This window comes from Streptomyces coffeae, from assembly GCF_016741875.1.
In the GTDB taxonomy this organism is placed as follows: Bacteria; Actinomycetota; Actinomycetes; order Streptomycetales; family Streptomycetaceae; genus Streptomyces; species Streptomyces coffeae.
In genome coordinates this window covers 94,991-115,927 of record NZ_JAERRF010000025.1, presented here as the reverse complement: position 1 = coordinate 115,927, position 20,937 = coordinate 94,991, and the positions used below count along the sequence as shown (strand labels likewise).

Below are 20,937 nucleotides of genomic sequence, written 5' to 3'. Positions count from 1 at the left end.
GACGGCCGGTCACGAAACCGGGGCGGGACGGGCGGCGGGCAGCCGGCCGAGATAGCCGGTGGCCTCCGCGAGATCGATGACATCGCCGTACTTGGCCTGGATGTCGAAGAGAGCGGCGTCGTGCGGACCGGCCGCGCGGTCCCCGACACACTCGCGGGGCACCAGCACATCGAAGCCGGACTGCACGGCGTCGACCGCGGTGGCCCGGACACAGCCGCTCGTGGTCGCCCCGCACACCAGGACGGTGTCGCGGCCCAGACCGGTCAGCATCGCGGCGAGCGAGGTGCCGAAGAACGCCGAGGCGCCCTTCTTCACCACCAGGTGATCCCCTTCCCGCCGCGGCAGCCGAGGGTCGAGCGCCACCGCGTCACTGCCCTCCGCCATCGCCCGCATCCCTGGTGCCTTGCGCAGCCAGGCGACCGCGTCCCCGGCGGCCTCCGCCGGGGAGTAGGCGATGGCGGTGAAGAACACCGGCACGGCGGCCGGACGGGCCGCCTCGATCAGCGCCGAGGTGGCGGCCACCGCCTCCGTCAGATCGGCCCCGGTGGGGAAGGTGTCCTCGGTGAAGCCACGGGTCAGATCCACGACCACCACGGCGGGGCGGCTGCCGCGGCGCACGGACGCGCCGAACCCGGCCCGCTGGTAGGTGCGGTCGGTCTCCTCGCCGTAGGTGCTTGCGCTCATCGGATCCTCCCCGCCGCGCGCAACTGCTTCTCCTGGGTGGTCAGCCGCCCCAGCAGCCAGCCCTCGAACAGGCCGAAGGCGAACGCCGCGGCCAGCGGCCCGTACTTGGCGAGCACCGGACCGACGATCAGCGACAGCCCGTCGAGCTCGGCGTCCGCGGCGGGCGCGGGCGGACGGGAGACGGGGACGGAAGCGGTGGCGGACGTGGCGGCGGGGGCCGGGGCCCCTGATGCGGCGGCGGCCCGGTCCTGGTCCAGCAGCCCGCCGAGGTTCTGTGCGAACTGCTGGAGGATCCGGTCGGAGACCGCCCCGATCGCGCCCTTGCCGAACTGGGCGATCTTGCCGCGGATGACGAGGTCGGTGGAGATGTCCAGCCGGGCCCCCTCCGCGGCCTGCGCCACTTCCAGGGTGACTTCGGCCTCCGCGTCGCCATTGCCGTGCTCGTCCGCGCCCTGCGCCTGCACCCGCAGCCGACGCCGCTCGGTGTCGACCTCCAGGAAGCGGACCGTGCCCGCGTAGGCGGCCGTGATGGGGCCGACCCTGACCTTCACCCGGCCGCGCCAGGTGTCGCCGTCGCGGCCGTCGAGGGTGGCGCCCGGCATACAGGAGGCGACCCGCTCCACATCGTTGACGAGGGCGAACACCGCCTCCGGCGGCGCCGGGACCGGGACCGTGTTGGACAGGTGCATCTACATCTCCTTCCGGCGCCGGGCGGCGCAGTCGTCGATTGCCTCGACGATGGTCTGGTAGCCGGTGCAGCGGCACAGATTGGATGCCACGACCTCGCGGATCTCCTCCTTGGTCGCCTCCGGGCGCTCGGCGAGAAAACCCTCGGCGAGCATCAGGAAACCGGGGGTGCAGAAACCGCACTGCAACCCGTGATGTTCGGTGAACGCTCTTTGCAGATCGCTGAGTTCGCCTTCGTCGTCCAGGGATTCGACCGTGCGGATCTGGGCTCCCTCGGCCTGGGCGGCGAACATCAGACAGGCGCGGGCCGGGCGTCCGTCGACCAGGACGGTGCAGGCGCCGCAGATGCCGTGTTCGCAGCCGACGTGGGTGCCGGTCAGCAGCAGATCGTGGCGGAGGGCGTCGACGAGGGTGCGGCGCGGCTCGATCAGCAGCTCATGGCGCTCCCCGTTGACGTCGAGCGTGATGAGCTGCCGCTCCCGCGGGGCGGTGTCGGTCATGAGGTGTGCTCCACGGTCCGGCCGAAGGCGCGCTGGACGGTCTCCGGGGTGATGGGGGTGGTGTCGAGTTCGGTTCCGGTGGACCGCAGGGCGTCGTTGACCGCGTTGAGCACGGCCGCGGGCGCTCCGATGGTCCCGCCCTCGCCCGCGCCCTTGGCCCCCGTTTCGGTGAAGGCGCACGGAGTCTCGAGATGGCGGATCAGCACATCCGGGATCTCAGATGCGGTGGGGACCTTGTAGTCCATGAAGCTGGTGGCCGACGGCTCGCCCTGCTCGTCATAGGTGACCTGCTCGAACAGGGCGCCCGCGATGCCCTGGGCGATACCGCCGCGGCACTGGCCCTCGACCACCTGGGGGTTGATCGCCACCCCGCAGTCCTCGACGCACACATACGCCAGGATCTCCACCTGCCCGGTGCCCGGATGCAGCTCCACCACCACCCCGTGGGTGGCGTTGGAGAACGTGCCGTCGTTGAACACGTCGAAGGTGGCGGTGGCGGACAGCCCCGGCTCCACGTCCTTGGGCAGCAGATGCGCCTTGAGGTAGGCGATGTCCGCCAGTTCCTCGAACCCCAGCACCTCGCCCGATCCGTCCCGTCTGCGGATCCCGCCGGGCACCAACTCCACCGCGTCGGGGGACAGCTCCCAGCGCGCCGCGGCGATCCGGCACAGCTTCTCGCCCAGCTTGGCGGCGGCCAGCCGGACCGCGCTGCCGCCCACCGCGATGGACCGGGAGGCGAAAGTGCCCCAGCCGTAGGTGACGCGATCGGTGTCGCCCTGGTGGATCCGGACCTTGGCGATGTCCAGGCCGAGTTCATCGGCCACGATCTGCGCCATCGTGGTCTCGTGGCTCTGCCCGTGGCTCATCGTCCCGGTGGTCACCACCACCGCGCCACTGGTGTCCATGCGGATCTCGGAGATGTCGAAGCCCGGGACCACCGCCATCTTGCGCTGGGCGAAGGCGGCGGAGCCATAGCCGGTGCGCTCGCTGAAACACGCGTAGCCGATGCCGAGGTGGCGCCCCTCGGTCGCCGCCTCCTCCCGGGCCGTGTACCAGCCCTCGTCCTTGACCACCTGCTCGCACAGGTCCAGCGACTCCCGGTAGGAGCCGGGGTCGTAGGTGACGCGGTTGACGCCGGTGTAGGGGAAGTCGGTGATGACGTTGCGCCGCCGGATCTCCACCGGGTCCATCCCCAGCTCCCGGGCGGCGCGTTCGAAGAGCCGCTCCACGACCATCACATACTGCGGTCTGCTGACTCCGCGGTACGGCGCGGTGGGCGCCTTGTTGGTGGTCACCGCCCGGCCGCGTACCCGGTACGCGGGGACCTTGTACACCCCGGGCATCTCGGCGGAGGCCATCAGCGGTTCGATCCCGGCGGTGAACGGATAGCACGAGTACGCGCCCATGTCGCACACGATGTCGGCGTCCAGCGCGAGGATCCGGCCGTCCGCGTCGAAGGCCGCCCGCGCGTCGTAGTGCTGCTCCCGGGCGAGGAACGACGCGGTCAGGGCGTCCTTGCGGTCCTCGATCCACTTGACCGGGCGGCGCAGGCGCAGCGCGGCCGCCGCCACCGCGATCTCCTCGCGCCCCACCACGCACTTGAGGCCGAAACCACCGCCCATGTCGGGGACGACCACCCGCACCGCGCGCTCGTCCAGCCGCAGACAGCGCGCGGCCACCGTGCGGACCTGGTGCGGCACCTGGGTGCAGGTGTGCAGGAGCAGTTGCTCCTCCTTGGCGTCCCAGCTCGCCACCGCGCCCCGGGTCTCCAGCGGCAGCGCGTTCTGCCGTCCGGTCCGGGCTCGCACCCGCACCACATGCGGGGCGCTGTCGAAGACGGCGTCGATGCCCTCGGTGGCGAACATCGACACATCCACCAGGGTGTTGTGCGGTGCCTCGTCATGGACCAGAGGCGCTTCGGGGGCGAGGGCCCGTTCGGCGGAGACCACCGGCGGGCGGGGCTCGTAAGCCACCTTCGCCGCCTCCAGGCCGTCCTCCGCGGCGTACGCGTCGCGGGCCACCACGACGGCCAGTGGCTCGCCGACGAAGCGGACCCGGTCACGGGCCAGCACCGGCATGGCGGTGGCGACGAACTCGGAGGCCGGACGCTCCAGCCGGGCCGTGATGTCACCGAGCTCCAGGTCCTCGGCGGTGAACGCGGCCACCACACCGGGGACATCACGCACCGCCGACAGATCGATCCCGGTGACGGTCGCATGGGCGACGGTGGCGCGGACGAACTGCGCATGCAGCATCCCCGGCAACTGGATGTCGTCGGTGAACCGGCCGCGGCCGGTGAGCAGCCGGGGATCCTCCCGGCGGCCGACCGAGGCGCCGATCCACGCTCCGTCCGGGGCGGGTGCCCGGCCCTGCCCGGTGGCCCGCTGGTGTGCGTCAGTGGTGTCGTTCACCGGGAAACCGCCTCCTCGCAGGCGCGCCGGACCAGTTCGCGGATGAGGGCCGTGCGGTAGGCGGAGTCGCCGCCTCCGTCGCCCGGGGGATCGGCCGCCGCCGCGGCGGCCTCGGCGCACGCGGTGAACAGCTCGGGACCGGCCGGGCCGCCACGGGCCAGTACCGCTTCCGCCTCCGGGGACCGCACCGGCAGCGGCGCGACACCGCCCAGCGCCACCCGGCCACCGTGCACCGCGCCGTCCCGCAGATCGAGCGCCACCACAGTGGACACGATCGCGAAGTCCCCGCGCCGCTCGGCGAATTCGGTGAGCGCCGCGTACGGTGCCGGACCGGGGAAGACCACCTCGACCAGCAGTTCATCCGGGTCGAGCGCGGTGGTGTAGTAGCCCTGGAAGAAGTCGGCGGCCGGGATACGGCGCTCACCGCGCGGCCCCAGGGCCACCATCTCGGCGTCCAGCGCCACCGCGAGCAGACACCACTCGGCGGTGGCGTCGGCGTGTGCGATGCTGCCGCCGACGGTGCCGCGGGTGCGGATCGGCAGATGGCCGACCCACTCCATCGCCGCCCGCAGCACCGCGAACCCGCTGCCGAGCCGCTCGTCGGACGCGCACTCCACCGTGTGGTGGGTGGTCAGTGCCCCGATGTGCAGGGCCCCGTCGGGGCCCGTGCGCAGATGGTCGAGCTCCTTCAGGCCGCCGACGTCGACCAGGTGGCGGGGCCGGGCGAGGCGGAAGTTCATCATCGCGACCAGACTCTGGCCACCCGCGATGACCTTCGACTCATCACCGAGCTCGCTCAGCAGCCGGGTGGCGCCGACGGCGTCACGGGCCCGGTGGTAGACGAACGGGGCGGGCTTCATCTCTCTCCTGTCGCGTCGTGGGGGCCCTCGCCGGTCAGGCGCGGACCGCCTTCCCAGGGGCCGGCCGCACCGGGGCGGCGGTCGCCTCGCCGGTCTCGTCCAGCGCCCGTCCACGGGTCTCCGGGGCGGCCACGGCCATCCACACCATCGCGGCCAGGACGGCCAGCCCCAGTACCCCGAAGGTCAGCGGCAGTCCGAGCAGGGGCCACATCAGCGAGCCGAACAGAAGTGGCGCGAAGCCGGTGAGCACCCGGCTGACCGAGGAGGCCCAGCCGAAACCACTCGCCCGCAGCGGGGTCGGGTACAGCTCGGACACGTAGGCGTACATGGCGGGGATGGTCAGCTGCATCAGGAAGCCGAACACCGCGATGGCGACCAGAGGCGCCGTCGGCATCTTCATCACCAGCGCGAACGCTACCAGCGCCAGCGTGGCCAGCGGCGCGGTGACACCGATGAGCCACTTGCGGCCGACGACGTCCACCAGGACGGTCGACACCAGTACCCCGACGATGCCGACCCCGCTCATCAGCGTGGTGCCGAAGAAGGCGGCGGTGTCGCCCTGGCCCTCCTCCTTGAGGATGGTCGGCATCCAGCTCAGTGCCGCGTAGTAGACCAGCATCACGGTGGCGAACACCAGCCAGGCGGCCGAGGTGATCCGCGGGCTGAACCGCCAGACGCCTCGCAGCTGTTCGACGGCGGCGGTCAGCCCCCGGACCCGGTCGTCGCGCTCGGCGGGAGACGGGATCGCATACGGCTCCACGGTCGCGCCGGTCCGGGCCACCAGGTCGTCGATGACCTCCCGGGCCTCGGCCTCCCGGCCCTTCTCGGCGAGGTAGACGGGCGACTCGGGGATACCACGCCGCACCCAGAACAGCAGCAGGGCGGGCAGCGTCATGGTGGCCAGCATCCAGCGCCAGTTGCCGTCCAGCGGCAGCATCGCGGTGGAGACCAGCCCGCACAGCGTGACCCCGACCGGCCACCACACATCGAGCGCGGTGAGTACCCGCCCCCGGTACTTCCTCGGTGAGAACTCGCCCACCAGCGCGTAGTCCACCGGGATACAGCCGCCCAGACCGACCCCCGCGAGGAAGCGGAGCGCCAGGAAGAGCCAGTAGGTGGGGGAGAACGCGGCCAGCACCGAGAACACCGCGAAGATCAGCAGCGTGACGCTGAACGCCCGCTTGCGCCCGATCCGGTCCGCGATCCCGCCCCAGACGATGGCGCCGACGGCCATGCCGATGAGGTTGGCGGTCGCCACCAGCCCGCGCTCGGAGAGCGAGAGGCCGAACTCCTTGCCCAGCAGCGGCATCAGAAAGCCGTTGAGGGCGATGTCATAGGCGTCGAACAGATAGCCGAGGCCACCGATGATGAATATCTTGCCCTGGACTCCCCATCTCCAGGGGAGTTCCTGGACGATCTGACTTCCCGTCTTCACGTGTGCTCCATGGTGTCGTTCGAGGTGAGCACGTGCCGCACCATGGCGGACGTGATCCGGACGCGGACCGCGGTGGGCGGCCGGTTCAGCGGGCGAACTGGTAGGAGAAGGCCCCCAGATCGGGGTCGTTGAGCGGGGTGCCGCCCCACAGCCAGTCGTAGGAGAGATCGGACTCCCCGTCGAAGCCGCGGCGCAGCTTCTCGTCCCGGGCCCGCTGTTCCGGCCCGTCGGGGAGGTGGTAGAGGGTCTTGTTGCGCAGTGACGCCTCCTGGACCATGCCGGCGTGCTTGGCCCGCCGGTCGGCGTAGCGGCGCAGTGCCGCGGTGGCGCCGTCGGCGGTGACCGCGCCCAGCTCCTCGGCCAGGACCGCGGCGTCCTCCATGGCCTGCGAGGCGCCCTGGGCCTGGTAGGGGAGCATGGCGTGGCAGGCGTCACCGAGCAGGGCCACCCGGCCGTCGGTCCACACCGGGTCCCGGCGGCGGTAGTACAGGGCGAAGCAGGTGACGTCGTCCTTGGCCTTGGACAGCATGGCCGGGACCCGGTCGTCCCAGCCGGGGAAGGCGTCCACCAGCTCCCTGGCGGAGGAGGCCGCGGTCCAGCGCTCGGCCACTTCCTCGGTGCACGGCACACACGCCACGACGTTGAGGTATTCGCCACCGCGGATCATGTAGTGCACCAGATGCCGGTCCGGGCCGTACCAGATGGTGCTCTGGAAGCGGTCCACCAGCCAGCGGGTCGCCGGATCGGCGGCGATCAGCTCACCCGGGATCAGGGTGCGGAAGGCCATCTCGCCGGAGAACACCAGGGTGTCCGGCGCGCCCATCAGATCGCGCACCCGGGACCGTACCCCGTCCGCGCCGATCAGTACGTCCGAGGGGAACCGCCGGCCGTCCTCGGTGATGGCCACCGGCCGTCGCGGATCAGTGGTGTCAAGACCGGACACCTGGCTGTCCGTGTGCAGCGCCACCACCGGGCCGGGGCCCGCGGGGTCCACACAGGCGTCCATGATGACCCGGTGCAGATCGGCCCGGTGGTAGTGCCAGTACGGGGCGTTGTACGCACTGGTGCAGCGCTCGCCCAGCGGGGTCAGCCCGATGACACTGCCGTCCTGCCACCGCCGCCGCACCTGGTCCAGGGGCTCGGTGTGAATGGCCTCCAGCCGGCGCCGCAGACCCAGACCCAGCAGCACCCGGCTGGCGTTGGGCGCGGTCTGGATGCCCGCGCCGACCTCGCCGAGCTCGGGTGCCTGCTCCAGAACCGTGACCCGCAGCCCGCGGTGGCGCAGCGCGAGCGCCGCGGTCAGCCCGCCGAGCCCGCCGCCCACGATGGTGACTTCGTACGACTGAGTGGACGCCACTTCTCCTCCAGCTTCCGAATGCGGTCCGTTCGGCCACGGCCGCGGTGCGATGCGTAGGTGCGGGTCAGCGGTCCTGGAGGGTGCCGTCCACCACGACGTCGGTGCCGTCGACGGAGACCGTGCAGCCGCGCATGGCGATGTCCAGGTGGGCATACGATTCGCGGCCCAGGACCGGATGCGGACCGGTGGACCACAGGAAGTTGCCCGCGAACGCCCGGGCGTCCATGCCCATCAGATCGCCCTTGCCGTACATGGCGGTGGCGAACCAGTCGGCGGTGCGCATCAGGCCCCAGCCCATGTGCGACAGGCTGCGCGCCCACTGGTCCTGTGCGTCGTCGAAGAAGGTGGCGAGCAGATCGGCCTCGGCGCCACCGGACACCTTCGCGATGTGCCCGCCCTCGACCTGGAGGGTGACGGGGTCCCGGACGTACTCCTTGAACGGCAGCAGGATGTCGCCGGGGGCCAGCACGATCCGGCCGTCGGAGATCTCCGGCCAGCAGAGCACCATGGTGCTGGGCCAGTGGTCCCAGCGGCCCGGATCGTCGGCGAACCCGCACTGGAACTCGGGCTTGGCGCCACTGAGCCGGACGGTCAGATCGGTGCCCGCGGCGGAGGTGACCCGCATGACCTCCGACCGCTCCAGCAGTCCGACCCCCTCGAGGACCTCGTCCTTGTCCGTGGGGCGGGGCAGATTGCGGATGAGCACGTCGGGGGCGTCGCAGACGAAGATGATGCGGGTACCGGCCCGGAGGATCTCCTGCTGGACGGGGGCGTGGATAAAGCCCTCCTGGGTGAGGTCGACCACCAGATCGGCCGACTTCAGCAGGTCCTGCGCGGTGGTGTCGGTGAGCACGGAGGTCAGCCCGGGCCCGGCGCCGGTGTGGGTGCTGGGCATGGGAGCGGGGCTGCCGCCGGGGACCGTGGCGGCGATGACATGGGCGCCGCACGCCTTCGCGGCGCCGAAGGCGGCCGCGACGTAGTCGCCGCGGCTCGCGGGCTCCGCGAGGACGACCACATGCTCCCCTTCGCGGAGCTTGCACAGCTCCAGCTCACGGGTGAAGGCGTCGAGGAGGTCGACGGAGGAAAGATCGAACACGGGGTCCCTCCAAGGACTGATGGGTGGTACCAGACAGCGCCGGGGCGGCCGTCCCGGTCGGTGCGGGAGGCAGGGGCCGCGGAGCGCGAGGGAGGAGGATTCCGGGATACGGCGATGGATGGACAGAGGCAGTGAGTCGATATATCAGCACACCGACATATCGGCCGGACAGACCGGTCTCGACCCGTGGTACCGGGTCTGAGCAGCGGTTTCACAAGGGCCGTCAGGGCCCGATGGAGATAATCCGAACACGTACGATCTGGGTTTGGCAAGGGGTCGTACCCGGACTCGGTGCCGTTATTTCCTGAGTGACCATCAGCTTCGGACGGTTTCCCGAGGTCGTCCCAGGGGGCCGCGGAGGCGTGTCTTCCGCTGTTTCCCGCCCGGTGGCGGGGGCACCCGCGGGGCGGCCGGAGGAGTGCCGATGGCAGATGCGACCGAGGGGATGTCCGCACCGGGCGGACGGCGCCGGGGCCGGGCCCACAGGGCGGGCGGACTGACCGCCGCCGTGGCGCTGACGGTGGCCACCGGCGCGATGGACGCGATCAGCTTCCTGGCGCTGGGTGGTGTGTTCACCAGTGTCATGACCGCCAATCTCTCCCTGCTCGGCCTGTCGACCGGCGCCCGCGATCCCGATCTCGCCCGGGACGCCGCGGTGGCGCTGTGCGGCTATGTCATCGGCGCGCTGATGAGCGGCCGGATCGTCCGGGGCCGCCGTACGGCCGGGCGGGCCCGCTGGGCACTCGCGGTGGAACTGCTGGCCCTCGGTGTCCTGTGGGCGGTGTGGGACACCGCCGGGGGCCACCCCGCGGGCGGCCGTCAGCTGGGGCTGCTCGCGGTGGCCGCACTGGCCATGGGCGGACAGGGCGGGCTGGTGCGCGCCGTCTGCCCGCCCGGGTTCTCCACCACCTATCTCACCGGCGTCCTCACCGGACTGCTGGTCGAGGCGGCCCGTAGCCGCCGGGTGCGCTGGGTGGACCTGTCGCTGCTGGCGGCCCTGGTCTCGGGCGCGGCCTGCGGTGGACTGCTGGTGGCCCATGCCGCACGGGCCGCGCCCGCCCTGCCCACCGGGCTGGTCGCGCTGGTCCTGCTGGCCTCCCTCACCTCGCTGGCCAGGGACGCCGATGGCAGGCTCTGGCCGCGCCCGCCCTGACCCGCCGTGGCGTCCTAAGGCCCTGTCCGGTGGATCTTTGAGGAGTAGCCCGCGGCGTCTGGTGCCGTGGATCGCAAGGCGGAGGATCGCACTCGTACTGGGCGTACTCGGGCGACTCCGACAACGCGGCCGGGGGCACCTCCCAGCGGTAGCTGGGGGCGCGGTGCCAGGCGTCGCGGGCCCGATGAGATCCGCCGGTCAGGGCCTAGAGGGGGAGCGGCGCTCCGGCGCGCTTGACGGTACGGATGACCGGTGCCGTCTCCAGGGCGCGGATGGCGTCCAGTGAGGCGATCCGCTCGGTGAGATAGCGCGAAAGGTGCAGCGTGTCACGGCAGTTGACAGCCGCCAGGAGATTGGTCGGGCCGGTGGTCATGGCCACCAGGGACACTTCGGGGTGCTCGGCCATCGCCGACGCCACGGCGGTCAGCCGTGAGGGCCGCACCGACATCCACAGCCGCGCCTCGGCCCGGAAACCCAGCGCGGCGGGCGGGATGTCCACCAGGAAGGCCAGCACCCCGGACCTGCGCAGCACGGTGAGCCTGCGGCGCACGGTGGAGTCGGACCAGCCCGTGGCGGCGGCCAGTTCCGCGTAGCTCGCCCGGCCGTCGCGCGCCAGTACGGCGAAGAGCGCCTGGTCGCCCTCGCCCAGCACCGGCGGCTCCTCGGGCTCGGTGGCGCCGGCCGCGTTTCCGGTGGCGTCTCCGATGGCGCTCGGGTCCGGGGTGGGGGTGAGCAGTGCGATCTGCTCCGCGGTGAGCCGGTCCGGCCCCGCCCAGCTGCTGGGCAGCGCGTAGTGGCCGAGCAGCAGATGGGCGGAGACCGAGGTGATACGGGCGGTGCGGGGCAGCTTGTGCAGCAGCAGCGCGTCGCTCTCGTCGCCGGACCGGGTCTGCGTGGAACACGAGATCTCCGTGCCGCCCGACAGCAGATGGACGTAGGAGGTGTCGGAACGGGCGGCGAGCGCCGTGGCCAGCGCACCCGCCGCGTCCGGGGTGCACCGCAGCCGGATGGTCCAGGCGCTGTAGCCGAGCCGGGAGCCGTTCAGGGTGCCCACCACGCGCAGAATCCCCGTCGAGCGCAGCCGTCGGTAGCGGCGGGCCACGGTGTTCTCCGAGACTCCGAGCGCCTCCCCGAGGGTGCGCAGCGGAGCGCGGCCGTCGATCCGCAGTGCATGCACCAGGCGATGGTCGGTCTCATCAAGGATGACGGTATTCGATGACATCGGGCCTCAGCCTGCCAGTATCCGTCACCAGTCGCCACCTGGCTGGTGGTACCGGGCGGGCGGGGCGGAATGTGTGGGTGTTCTCGCGCTCTTCGCGCTCCCGCCTTCCGCAAGGACCTCACATGCGCACGTGGTGGCCCCTGGTGGCCGTTTGCCTCGGCACCTTCCTGTTCCTGCTCGACACGACCGTCCTGACCGTCGCCCTCCCGGACATCGGTGGCGATCTGTCCGCTTCGCTGTCCGGACTCCAGTGGGTGGCGAACATCTACACCCTCGTCCTCGCCGTCCTCATGCTCACCATGGGCGCGCTCACCGACCGGTACGGCGCCCGCACCGTGTACATCGCCGGGCTCGCCGTCTTCGGACTCGCCTCGCTCGGCTGCGGTCTGGCCCCCACCACCGGGGTGCTGATCGCCGCGCGCGGACTCCAGGGTGTCGGCGGCGCGGCCATGTCGGTGACCACGTTCGCGCTCATCGGCTCCGTCTACCGTGGCCCGGACATGGGCCGGGCGATGGGCGTGTTCGGCGCGGTGACCGGACTGGGGGCGGCGGCCGGGCCGATGGCGGGTGGGGTGCTCACCCAGTGGCTGAGCTGGCGGGCGGCCTTCTTCGTGAACGTCCCGCTGGTCCTGCTCACCCTCGCGCTGACCACCCGGCTCCCCGCCCCCGAGCGGCGTCCGGCTCCGGAGCGCCGCGCGGCGGTGGCACGGCTCGATGTGCCCGGAACGGCGGCTTTCGCGCTGTGCGCCGGATCCCTCACCTACGCGCTGACCACGGCGGGCGAGGCAGATCGCTCCCCGGCCGTGGTGGCGGTCTGGGCGGCGCTCGCCGCGCTCGGCCTCGCCGCCTTCGTACGCGCCGAACGGCGTTGTCCCGTACCGCTGTTGGACATCCGGCTCTTCACTCGCGCCGCCTTCTCCGCCGTGATGATGTGTGTGGTGGCCTCGACCGCCGCCTTCGCCGCGCTCGTCTACACCTCGGTGTGGCTCCAGTCGGGGCTCGGCCTCGGCCCGGTGCGCGCCGGTCTGGCCCTGATGCCGCTCGCCCTGGCGTCCTTCGCCACCTCGCTGCTCAGCGGACGTGCGCTGCACGGCAGGTCGCCACGTGCCGTGCTCGGCACCGGTCTGCTGCTCAGCGGGGTCGGCTGTGCGCTCCAGTCCGGGCTGGACGCCGGGTCCTCTGCCGGGTCGGTGACCCTCGGCCTGGCCGTCACCGGTGTCGGCGTCGGACTGATGGGCCCGGCGATGGGTGCCGCGGTGTTCGCGGCGCTGCCGCCCGAGCGCGGCGGGATGGCGGCCGGAGCCATGACCACCTTCCGGCAGCTGGGACAGACGCTGGGCGTCGCGGTGTTCGGGGTGTTGTTCCGGCAGGGTGCCACTCCGGCGCAGGGGCTGGACCGGGTGCTGATGGCCGCGGCGGCGGCCGGGATCGCCGGTGCCGTGCTGGCGTACGTCTTCGTACCGACGGCGGCGTCCAAGAGCGGGGCCACCGAGGGCCGTTCGCGCCGGGACCAAGACCGCACGACGGACGTGGCCCCATGAGTGTCCCGTCACGTCCCTTGCGTCCACGGGGGGTTGAGCAGCTGCCGCCCTTCCGGGCCGGTCTTCCCGGTGTCAGACTCCTTCCGTGACCGACTTTGACATGCTTGTGATCGGGTCCGGCCCCGGCGGCCAGAAAGCTGCCATCGCAGCTGCCAAACTCGGTCGCCGGGTGGCTGTCATCGACCGTCCGGACCGGGTGGGTGGGGTCTCCCTGCATACCGGGACCGTGCCGTCCAAGACCCTGCGTGAGGCGGTCCTCTATCTCACCGGTCTGACCCAGCGGGATCTGTACGGCCAGAGCTACCGGCTCAAGGAAGAGATCACCGTCGCGGATCTGACCGCCCGTACCCGCCATGTGGTGGGCCGTGAGGTGGAGGTCGTCCGCAGCCAGCTCACCCGCAACCGCGTGGCGCTGTTCCCCGGCACCGGACGGTTCGTGGACGACCGCACCGTGGCCGTGACCGATCCCGGGGGCCGGGAACAGCTGCTGACCGGGCGCCATATCGTCATCGCCACCGGTACCCGCCCGGCCCGTCCGTCGAGTGTGGAGTTCGACGAGCGGACCATCATGGATTCGGACAGCGTCCTCAGCATGGAGCGGGTGCCGCGCTCGATGGTGATCGTGGGGGCCGGGGTGATCGGCATCGAATACGCCTCGATGTTCGCCGCCCTCGGCAGCAAGGTCACCGTGGTCGAGCAACGTGACGGAATGCTGGACTTCTGCGATGTCGAAGTGGTCGAGGCCCTGAAGTACCGGCTGCGCGACCTGGCCGTCACCTTCCGCTTCGGGGAGACGGTCGCCGCGGTCGAGCGGCATCCGCGCGGCGCCCTGACCGTGCTGGAGAGCGGGAAGAAGATCCCCACCGAGGCGGTGATGTACTCCGCGGGACGCCAGGGCCTGACCGATGGGCTCGATCTGGAACGGGCCGGTCTGACGGCCGACCGGCGGGGCCGGATCACGGTGGACGAGCACTACCGCACGGCCGTGCCGCACATCTACGCCGTCGGCGATGTCATCGGCTTCCCGGCTCTCGCCGCCACCTCCATGGAGCAGGGCAGAAGCGCGGCGTACCACGCGTGCGACGAGCCGGTGAACCCGATCCACGACCTTCAGCCCATCGGGATCTACACCATCCCGGAGATCAGCTTCATCGGACGGACCGAGGACCGGCTGACGGAGGCGCGGGTGCCGTTCGAAGCCGGGGTGTCGCGCTATCGCGAACTGGCCCGGGGCCAGATCGTCGGTGACTCCAGCGGCATGCTGAAACTGCTGGTCTCCCCGGAGGACCGGCGGCTGCTCGGAGTGCACTGCTTCGGCACCGGCGCCACCGAGCTGATCCACATCGGCCAGGCCGTGATGGGGTGCGGCGGCACCGTGGACTATCTGGTGGACGCGGTGTTCAACTACCCGACGTTCGCCGAGTCCTACAAGGTCGCCGCCCTGGACGCGACCAACCGGATACGCGAGATCGACCACCTGCGGGAGTGACCGCGCCGCCCGGCGACCCCGCCCGGCCCGGGCGGGCGCGGAGGGCCTGGCCCATGGATCAAGCCTGCAAAATCCCTTTTGGGATACTTGAGGCAGATCGGGAGGAGGGCTGAGATGACCCGCGCAGTCGGTATCGACCTGGGAACGACGAACTCGGTGGTGTCCGTCCTGGAGGGCGGTGAGCCGACCGTCATCACCAACACCGAGGGCGCCCGGACCACCCCCTCGGTGGTGGCGTTCGCCAAGAACGGCGAGGTGCTGGTGGGTGAGGTCGCCAAGCGCCAGGCCGTGACCAACGTGGAGCGCACCGCGCGCTCGGTCAAACGCCACATGGAGGACGCGGGGTGGCGGTTCCCGGCCACCGGTGACATCGACGGCAAGCGCTACACCGCCCAGGAGATCTCCGCCCGGGTGCTCCAGAAGCTCAAGCGCGACGCGGAGGCGTATCTCGGTGACGAGGTCACGGACGCCGTCATCACCGTCCCGGCGTACTTCAACGACACCCAGCGCACCGCCACCAAGGAGGCGGGCGAGATCGCCGGGCTGAAGGTGCTGCGGATCATCAACGAGCCCACGGCCGCGGCCCTGGCGTACGGACTGGACAAGGAGAACGACCAGACCATCCTGGTCTTCGACCTCGGCGGCGGCACCTTCGACGTCTCCCTGCTGGAGATCGGTGAGGGCGTGGTCGAGGTCAAGGCCACCAACGGCGACACCCACCTCGGCGGCGACGACTGGGACCAGCGGATCGTCGACCATCTGATCAAGCAGTTCAAGAACGGGTACGGGGTGGATCTGTCCAAGGACAAGATGGCGGTCCAGCGGCTGCGCGAGGCCGCCGAGAAGGCCAAGATCGAACTGTCCGCGGCCAGCGAGACCGCGATCAACCTGCCCTACATCACCGCCTCGGACGAGGGCCCGCTGCATCTGGACGAGAAGCTCACCCGCTCACAGTTCCAGCAGCTCACCGAGGACCTCCTGGAGCGCTGCAAGGCCCCCTTCCACCAGGCGGTCAAGGACGCCGGGACCAAGACCTCCGATATCGACCATGTGATCCTGGTCGGCGGCTCCACCCGGATGCCCGCCGTGACCGGCCTGGTCAAGGAGCTGACCGGCAAGGAGCCGCACAAGGGCGTCAACCCGGACGAGGTCGTCGCCATCGGCGCGTCCCTCCAGGCCGGTGTGCTCAAGGGTGAGGTCAAGGACGTCCTGCTGCTGGACGTCACCCCGCTGTCCCTCGGTATCGAGACCAAGGGCGGCATCATGACCAAGCTGATCGAGCGCAATACCACGATCCCGACCAAGCGCTCCGAGGTGTTCACCACGGCCGAGGACAACCAGCCCTCGGTGCAGATCCAGGTCTTCCAGGGGGAGCGGGAGATCGCGGCGTACAACAAGAAGCTGGGGATGTTCGAGCTGACCGGTCTGCCGCCGGCCCCGCGCGGCGTGCCGCAGATCGAGGTGGCCTTCGACATCGACGCCAACGGCATCATGCACGTCTCCGCCAAGGACCTGGGCACCGGCAAGGAGCAGCGGATGACCGTCACCGGTGGCTCCGCGCTGCCGAAGGACGACATCGACCGGATGATGCGGGAGGCCGAGCAGTACGCGGAGGAGGACCACAGGCGCCGCGAGGCCGCCGAGACCCGCAACCAGGCCGAGCAGCTCGTCTACCAGACCGAGAAGCTGCTGCGGGACCAGGCGGACAAGGTGCCGGGGGACGTCCGGGAAGAGGCCGAGGCGGCGGTCGCGGACCTGAAGGAGAAGCTGAAGGGCGAGGACACCACCGCGATCCGGGAGGCCACCGAGCGCACCGCGGCGGTCGGGCAGAAGATCGGCTCCGCGATCTACGCGCAGGCACAGCCGCCATCCGGCGGCGGAGGAGGGGCGTCCGGTGCGGGCGGCTCCGGTGACGGCGAGAGCCGGGCCGGTGCGGACGACGAGGTCGTCGACGCCGAGATCGTCGACGAGGAGAAGCCGAAGGGGGATGGTGACTGACCGCGCACGGCCCGGGGAAGCGCGATCCGGTCCGCGGTCCCGCCCGCGATCAGGTCGTAGCGCAAAACGGGACCATTATGAAAATATTGGGTACCGAGTACCTCAAGGATGTAGGCGTGAGCAACGGGACCAGCGAGACCGGCTACGAGGACATACGGCTCGACCGCACGGGTCAGGCCGAGGCATTCGATGCCATAGGCACCCGCTACGACGAGGCGTTCCCGCACAAGGACGGGCAGCTCGTCGCCGGTGAGTGGCTGATCGGCAGGCTCCCGGCCGGATCCCGGGTGCTGGACCTGGGCTGCGGCACCGGGCTGCCGACCGCGCGCCAGCTGACGGACGCGGGGCTGCGCGTTGTCGGCGTCGATCTCTCCGCCGGAATGGTGCGGCTGGCCAGGGAGTATGTCCCCGGCGCGGTCTTCCACCGGCTGGACATCGCCGATCTGCGCCCCGGCGGCTCCCATGACCTCGGCACGTTCGACGCGGTCACCGCCTTCTTCTCGCTGCTGATGCTGCCGCGGGCCGAGATCCCCTACGCCCTCGGAACCATCCGCCGCCTGCTGGTCCCCGGCGGGCTGTTCGCCCTGTCGATGGTGGAGGCCGACGTGGACGACTTCGCGATCCCGTTCCTGCACCACACCATCCGGGTCTCCGGCTATCTGCGGGACGAACTGCTCCAGGTCGTCGAAACCGCCGGTTTCGAGATCCTCGGGGAGACCTCCTACAGCTACGCCCCGGCGACCTCGGACGTGCCGCCCGAGGAACAGATCTTCCTTCACTGCGAACGCGGCGGCTGAGGCCGCGCGGCCGCCGTGCCCCTTCCGGACGGAACGACTCGTGTGATGGCGCACCCCCCTCCCCGCGAAGGCCCGGACCACCCCACCGGCCGGGCCCAGGGGCGGGCCGCGCTCCGGGGCCGCGGCGCGCAGCCCCCGGCCGCCGGGCCGGGCGCTCCGCAGCCACCGCCTCAGCGCGGCCGCGGCGGTGGCGATCCACCGCCCCCCGAGGCCCCCGCCGAGCAGCTCCGGGACGAGGCGCCGCACGGGCCCGAGACACAGACCGACCGGCTGCGCTACCTCGACACCGCGACCCGGCAGATCGCCCGCGGTATGGACCTCGACGAGACCCTGCACGAGCTGTGCCGGGCGGCCGTCCCCGCCTTCGCCGACGTCGCCGTCGTCCATCTGCGCGACCCGCTGCCCGCCGGGGACGAGGAGTCACCCGGTCCGCTCGTCCTGCGCCCGCACACCACCGGCCCGGCCTGCGCCGGCGACCCGGACGACCCCGCGCCCTGTGGCACCCCCGGCGTGATCACGGCCGCCACCGGGCTGCCCCCCGACGGGCCCGCGCCCACCGACTCCACCCGGCGGACGATCAGCGGCAGCCTCGCCGACCTGCTGAACGGCGGACGGCCCGCTTTCTGTGACACCCCCGGTGTGGCCGCCGCGGCGGCCGAGCTGCTGGGCGGGGACGAGAGCGGCCCCGGCTCCGTACCGCCCGGCCGACGGCTGATCATCGCCCCGCTGCGCGGACGCCGCCATGTGCTGGGCGCCGCCGTCCTGCTGCGCAACGCCGACCGCCCGGCCTTCACCGGGGACGATCTGCTCGTCGCCTCCCAGCTCGCCACCCACACCGCCCTGGGCATGAACAAGGCGGTGCTCTACGGACGCGAGGCATCCGTCGCGGACGCCCTCCAGCGCACCATGCTCCCCTCCTCCCTGCCCGAGCCCATGGGCGTACGGCTGGCCAGCCGGTATCTGCCCTCCTCGAAAACGGCCCGGATCGGCGGCGACTGGTATGACGCGATTCCGCTCCCCGGGAACCGCGTCGCGCTCGTGATCGGCGATGTGATGGGCCACTCCATGACCTCGGCCGCGATCATGGGCCAGCTGCGCACCACCGTGCAGACCCTCGCCGGACTCGACCTGACCCCCGACGAGGTCCTGCACCACCTCGACGAGCAGGCCCAGCGCCTGGGCAGCCAGCACATGGCGACCTGTCTCTACGCCATCTACGACCCCATCGCGCACCGGCTCCAGGTGGCCAACGCGGGCCATCCGCCGCCGGTGCTGCTGCACCCCGAGGGGCGCGGGGAGGTGCTGAGGGTGCCGCCCGGCGCGCCGATCGGTGTGGGCGGGGTCGGCTTCGAGACGGTGGAGATATACGCGCCCACCGGAGCCACCCTGCTGCTCTACACCGACGGGCTGGTGGAGTCCCGGGACACCGATGTGTGGACCGGGGTGGAACTGCTGCGCGACCGGCTGCACGCCACCGCTCATGTGCTCACCCCGCCACCGCTGGAGCTGCTGTGCGACGCGGTGGTCGGCGGTGTCGGACCCAGCGAACGGGACGACGACATCGCCCTGCTCGCCGCCCGCTTCCACGGCATCCCCTCGTACAACGTGGCGTACTGGTTCCTGGAGCCGGAGGCGCAGACCCCCGGCCGGGCCCGGCGACTGACCCGCAGAACACTCCAGCGCTGGCGGCTGGAATCCCTGCTGGAAACCACCGAGCTCATGGTCAGCGAGGTGGTCACCAACGCTGTGCGCTACGCCAGCCGTCCGCTGTCGCTGCGGCTGCTGCGCACCGATGTGCTCCGCTGCGAGGTGGGCGACGATTCGCCCTTCGTGCCCCGGATGCTGCACGCCCGGCCCGGCGACGAGGGCGGTCGCGGACTGTTCCTGGTCAACCAGATCGCCCAGCGCTGGGGCGCCACCCGGCTGAGCACGGGCAAGGTGGTCTGGTTCGAGCAGCAACTGCCCAAGGGCCGCCGGATGGAGATGCCGGACGACTAGGCCCTGTCCGGTGGGTCTTATCGGGCCCGCGACGCCTGGCACCGCACCTCGCCGCGTTGTCGGAGTCGCCCGAGTACGCCCAGTACGAGGGCGATCCTCCGCCTTGCGATCCTCCCCCAGCTACCGCTGGGAGGTGCCCCCTCACCAGACGCCGCGGGCTGCTCCTCAAAGACCCACCGGACAGGACCTGAGGCCGCCCGGCACACCCGGCGATCCGGGGGGTGGTCACTGTTTGCGCGGCGGCTCCCCGCGCGGCGCCGACACCCCCACCAGCTCCGACCGGCCGGTCCGGGACAGATGCAGGATCGGCACCGCCTTGTTCCGCGGATTCCCGTCGTTCTGGAAGGAGATGAAACCGCTCGCCCCCGCCACCTGCTGACGCCCTTCCATCTGATGGAACATCCGGGCCACCGCGTCCCCGGTCACCTCGCCCTGCCAGCCCGCCGCCATCTGGATTCCGTGGGCGGCGGTGAGCACCGCGTCATGCGCCATGATGGCCTGGCCGTCGTAGCGGGGGTCGTTGGGGAACCAGCGGTCCAGCGAGCCGTTCGCCTGGAAGTGGCGAGCCGAAGGACCGGACACATGGAGCGGATCCTGACGCCACATGTCCGGGTGGGCCAGCCCTGTGTACAGCACCCGCACCCCGCTCTCGGCCGCGTGCGCCAGCTGCCGCGCGGTGAGGTTGGAGGTGTCGTCCCCCGCGATGACGGTGAACTTCCGCCCCTGGCACGGGCGGTTGGCCAGGGAGTCCAGGAAACGCGTCAGATGACGGCCCCGGCCCGCGAAATACACCACCTGCGGTTTCTGGTCGCACAGCTGGCCGGGCATATAGCGCAGCTCGTTCTGCCAGGCGCTGCGCACCGAGGAGTCGTAGGTCATCCGGTCCGCCACCAGCCGGTGGCCCTTGGTGTCCTGGAAGACATCGGTGAAGGCGTCGCCCAGCGTCTTGGCGTAGTAGTTGCTCTTCGCGTCGTCCTGCACCACCACCGCGGTACGGACCTTCTCCTGCTTCAGATAGGCCGAAGCGGCCTGCGCCTCGTCCACGTTGGTCGGCGAGACCCGCACAAACCCCTGGATGCCCTTGATGTTGGTGGCCGTCATGGTGCTGGCCACCAGGGCCAGGCCGTGGTCGGAGAGGCGCCGCAGCGCCTCCAGCGTCCGGCTGGTGCTCGGACCGAGCCCGGCCACCGCCACCAGCTTGTCGGACGGGCCGGTGCGGTCGATCAGCTCGTCGACGGTGTGCTGCCAGTGCGCAGCGTTGCTCCCCATGTTGCCGATCAGCAGCCTGATCTTGGGCGTGGAGGACAGATCGCCGCGGTTGTGCCGGTACTGCGCGAGATAGGCGCCCTCCAGCTCGTGCCGGACCGACTCCTCGGAGTTGCTGTCGTCGTCGGTCAGGGTGAAAGAGGCCATATAGGCGACGCTGACATACGGATCCTTGTCGGCGTTGGCCGTCACCCGGTCGTTCTCCGCCTTGATCTTCTTCTCCACCGCGGTGAGATGACCGGCGAAGTGGTACGAGCCGTCGGTGACCCCCACGCACTCGCCCCCGTCACCCAGCTTCACCACACCCGCGCCGCAGCGCGACCGCCTCTCCTGGATCCAGTTCACGGTGAGCGGCACCGCCACCGCCAGCACGGCGACGACCACCACCCCCGCCACCACCCGGCGCACGATGTGCAGCGGCCACTCCAGTCTGGCCACCGGGC

The 20,937-nt window shown here is 71.3% G+C and carries 16 protein-coding genes; 6 read left to right on the top strand and 10 right to left on the bottom strand.

What is annotated here, in order from left to right; genetic code table 11:
- Positions 1-9: 9 nt before the first annotated feature.
- The 8 genes from JK363_RS31830 to JK363_RS31795 all read right to left on the bottom strand — a co-directional run bounded on the left by JK363_RS31830 (position 10) and on the right by JK363_RS31795 (position 9,030).
- Positions 10-684 (bottom strand): isochorismatase family protein, encoded by a 675-nt coding sequence (locus JK363_RS31830; protein WP_201880586.1) that lies wholly within the window; start codon positions 682-684, stop codon positions 10-12.
- Positions 681-1,373: an SRPBCC family protein gene (locus JK363_RS31825; RefSeq protein ID WP_201880585.1), complete on the bottom strand. Its 693-nt coding sequence runs from the start codon at positions 1,371-1,373 to the stop codon at positions 681-683. The genes JK363_RS31830 and JK363_RS31825 overlap by 4 nt, the downstream gene beginning before the upstream one ends.
- A complete protein-coding gene (locus tag JK363_RS31820; protein WP_201880583.1) occupies positions 1,374-1,871 on the bottom strand; it encodes a (2Fe-2S)-binding protein in 498 nt (165 codons plus the stop codon).
- Positions 1,868-4,210 carry a xanthine dehydrogenase family protein molybdopterin-binding subunit gene (locus JK363_RS31815; RefSeq protein ID WP_201880632.1) on the bottom strand — a complete coding sequence of 781 codons (2,343 nt, stop codon included), beginning with the start codon at positions 4,208-4,210 and terminating at the stop codon, positions 1,868-1,870. The genes JK363_RS31820 and JK363_RS31815 overlap by 4 nt, the downstream gene beginning before the upstream one ends.
- Positions 4,211-4,278: 68 nt before the next feature.
- Positions 4,279-5,142: an FAD binding domain-containing protein gene (locus JK363_RS31810; protein WP_201880581.1), complete on the bottom strand. Its 864-nt coding sequence runs from the start codon at positions 5,140-5,142 to the stop codon at positions 4,279-4,281.
- A gap of 34 nt (positions 5,143-5,176) precedes the next feature.
- A complete protein-coding gene (locus JK363_RS31805) occupies positions 5,177-6,577 on the bottom strand; it encodes an MFS transporter (RefSeq protein WP_201880579.1) in 1,401 nt (466 codons plus the stop codon).
- Between the two features lie 85 nt (positions 6,578-6,662).
- Complete coding sequence (locus tag JK363_RS31800; protein ID WP_201880577.1) at positions 6,663-7,934, bottom strand: FAD-dependent monooxygenase; 1,272 nt, start codon at positions 7,932-7,934, stop codon at positions 6,663-6,665.
- A gap of 64 nt (positions 7,935-7,998) precedes the next feature.
- Positions 7,999-9,030 carry a 2,5-dihydroxypyridine 5,6-dioxygenase NicX family protein gene (locus JK363_RS31795; protein WP_201880574.1) on the bottom strand — a complete coding sequence of 344 codons (1,032 nt, stop codon included), beginning with the start codon at positions 9,028-9,030 and terminating at the stop codon, positions 7,999-8,001.
- 424 nt (positions 9,031-9,454) lie between these two features.
- Between JK363_RS31795 and JK363_RS31790 the strand changes: the two genes are divergently transcribed.
- Positions 9,455-10,183: a YoaK family protein gene (locus JK363_RS31790; protein ID WP_201880572.1), complete on the top strand. Its 729-nt coding sequence runs from the start codon at positions 9,455-9,457 to the stop codon at positions 10,181-10,183.
- A 205-nt stretch (positions 10,184-10,388) separates the two neighbouring features.
- Here the strand turns inward: JK363_RS31790 and JK363_RS31785 are convergent, their stop codons facing one another.
- The gene (locus tag JK363_RS31785) at positions 10,389-11,405 is read right to left on the bottom strand and encodes an Lrp/AsnC family transcriptional regulator (RefSeq protein WP_201880569.1); all 1,017 of its coding nucleotides are present in this window, start codon (positions 11,403-11,405) and stop codon (positions 10,389-10,391) included.
- Positions 11,406-11,527: 122 nt separating this feature from the next.
- Between JK363_RS31785 and JK363_RS31780 the strand changes: the two genes are divergently transcribed.
- The 5 genes from JK363_RS31780 (at position 11,528) to JK363_RS31760 (ending at position 19,228) form a co-directional block, all read left to right on the top strand.
- Positions 11,528-12,946 (top strand): MFS transporter, encoded by a 1,419-nt coding sequence (locus JK363_RS31780; RefSeq protein ID WP_201880567.1) that lies wholly within the window; start codon positions 11,528-11,530, stop codon positions 12,944-12,946.
- A gap of 85 nt (positions 12,947-13,031) precedes the next feature.
- Entirely contained in the window at positions 13,032-14,435 is a 1,404-nt protein-coding gene (gene sthA / locus JK363_RS31775; protein WP_201880564.1) for a Si-specific NAD(P)(+) transhydrogenase, read from the top strand.
- A 114-nt stretch (positions 14,436-14,549) separates the two neighbouring features.
- Positions 14,550-16,433 (top strand): molecular chaperone DnaK, encoded by a 1,884-nt coding sequence (gene dnaK, locus JK363_RS31770; protein ID WP_201880562.1) that lies wholly within the window; start codon positions 14,550-14,552, stop codon positions 16,431-16,433.
- A gap of 77 nt (positions 16,434-16,510) precedes the next feature.
- Positions 16,511-17,230, top strand: coding sequence for a class I SAM-dependent DNA methyltransferase (locus tag JK363_RS31765; protein WP_201880557.1), 720 nt, complete (start codon positions 16,511-16,513; stop codon positions 17,228-17,230).
- Between the two features lie 45 nt (positions 17,231-17,275).
- Complete coding sequence (locus tag JK363_RS31760; protein ID WP_201880554.1) at positions 17,276-19,228, top strand: ATP-binding SpoIIE family protein phosphatase; 1,953 nt, start codon at positions 17,276-17,278, stop codon at positions 19,226-19,228.
- Between the two features lie 225 nt (positions 19,229-19,453).
- Here JK363_RS31760 and JK363_RS31755 read toward each other — a convergent pair whose 3' ends face one another.
- Complete coding sequence (locus JK363_RS31755; protein ID WP_201880551.1) at positions 19,454-20,932, bottom strand: ABC transporter substrate-binding protein; 1,479 nt, start codon at positions 20,930-20,932, stop codon at positions 19,454-19,456.
- Positions 20,933-20,937 lie beyond the last annotated feature (5 nt).

Excerpts from the sequence above, each read along its gene's own strand:
- JK363_RS31830 (WP_201880586.1), bottom strand. The coding sequence starts at position 684 with ATGAGCGCAAGCACCTACGGCGAGGAGACCGACCGCACCTACCAGCGG.
- JK363_RS31825 (WP_201880585.1), bottom strand. The coding sequence starts at position 1,373 with ATGCACCTGTCCAACACGGTCCCGGTCCCGGCGCCGCCGGAGGCGGTG.
- JK363_RS31820 (WP_201880583.1), bottom strand. The coding sequence starts at position 1,871 with ATGACCGACACCGCCCCGCGGGAGCGGCAGCTCATCACGCTCGACGTC.
- JK363_RS31810 (WP_201880581.1), bottom strand. The coding sequence starts at position 5,142 with ATGAAGCCCGCCCCGTTCGTCTACCACCGGGCCCGTGACGCCGTCGGC.
- JK363_RS31790 (WP_201880572.1), top strand. The coding sequence starts at position 9,455 with ATGGCAGATGCGACCGAGGGGATGTCCGCACCGGGCGGACGGCGCCGG.
- JK363_RS31785 (WP_201880569.1), bottom strand. The coding sequence starts at position 11,405 with ATGTCATCGAATACCGTCATCCTTGATGAGACCGACCATCGCCTGGTG.
- JK363_RS31780 (WP_201880567.1), top strand. The coding sequence starts at position 11,528 with ATGCGCACGTGGTGGCCCCTGGTGGCCGTTTGCCTCGGCACCTTCCTG.
- dnaK (WP_201880562.1), top strand. The coding sequence starts at position 14,550 with ATGACCCGCGCAGTCGGTATCGACCTGGGAACGACGAACTCGGTGGTG.
- JK363_RS31765 (WP_201880557.1), top strand. The coding sequence starts at position 16,511 with ATGAAAATATTGGGTACCGAGTACCTCAAGGATGTAGGCGTGAGCAAC.
- JK363_RS31760 (WP_201880554.1), top strand. The coding sequence starts at position 17,276 with ATGGCGCACCCCCCTCCCCGCGAAGGCCCGGACCACCCCACCGGCCGG.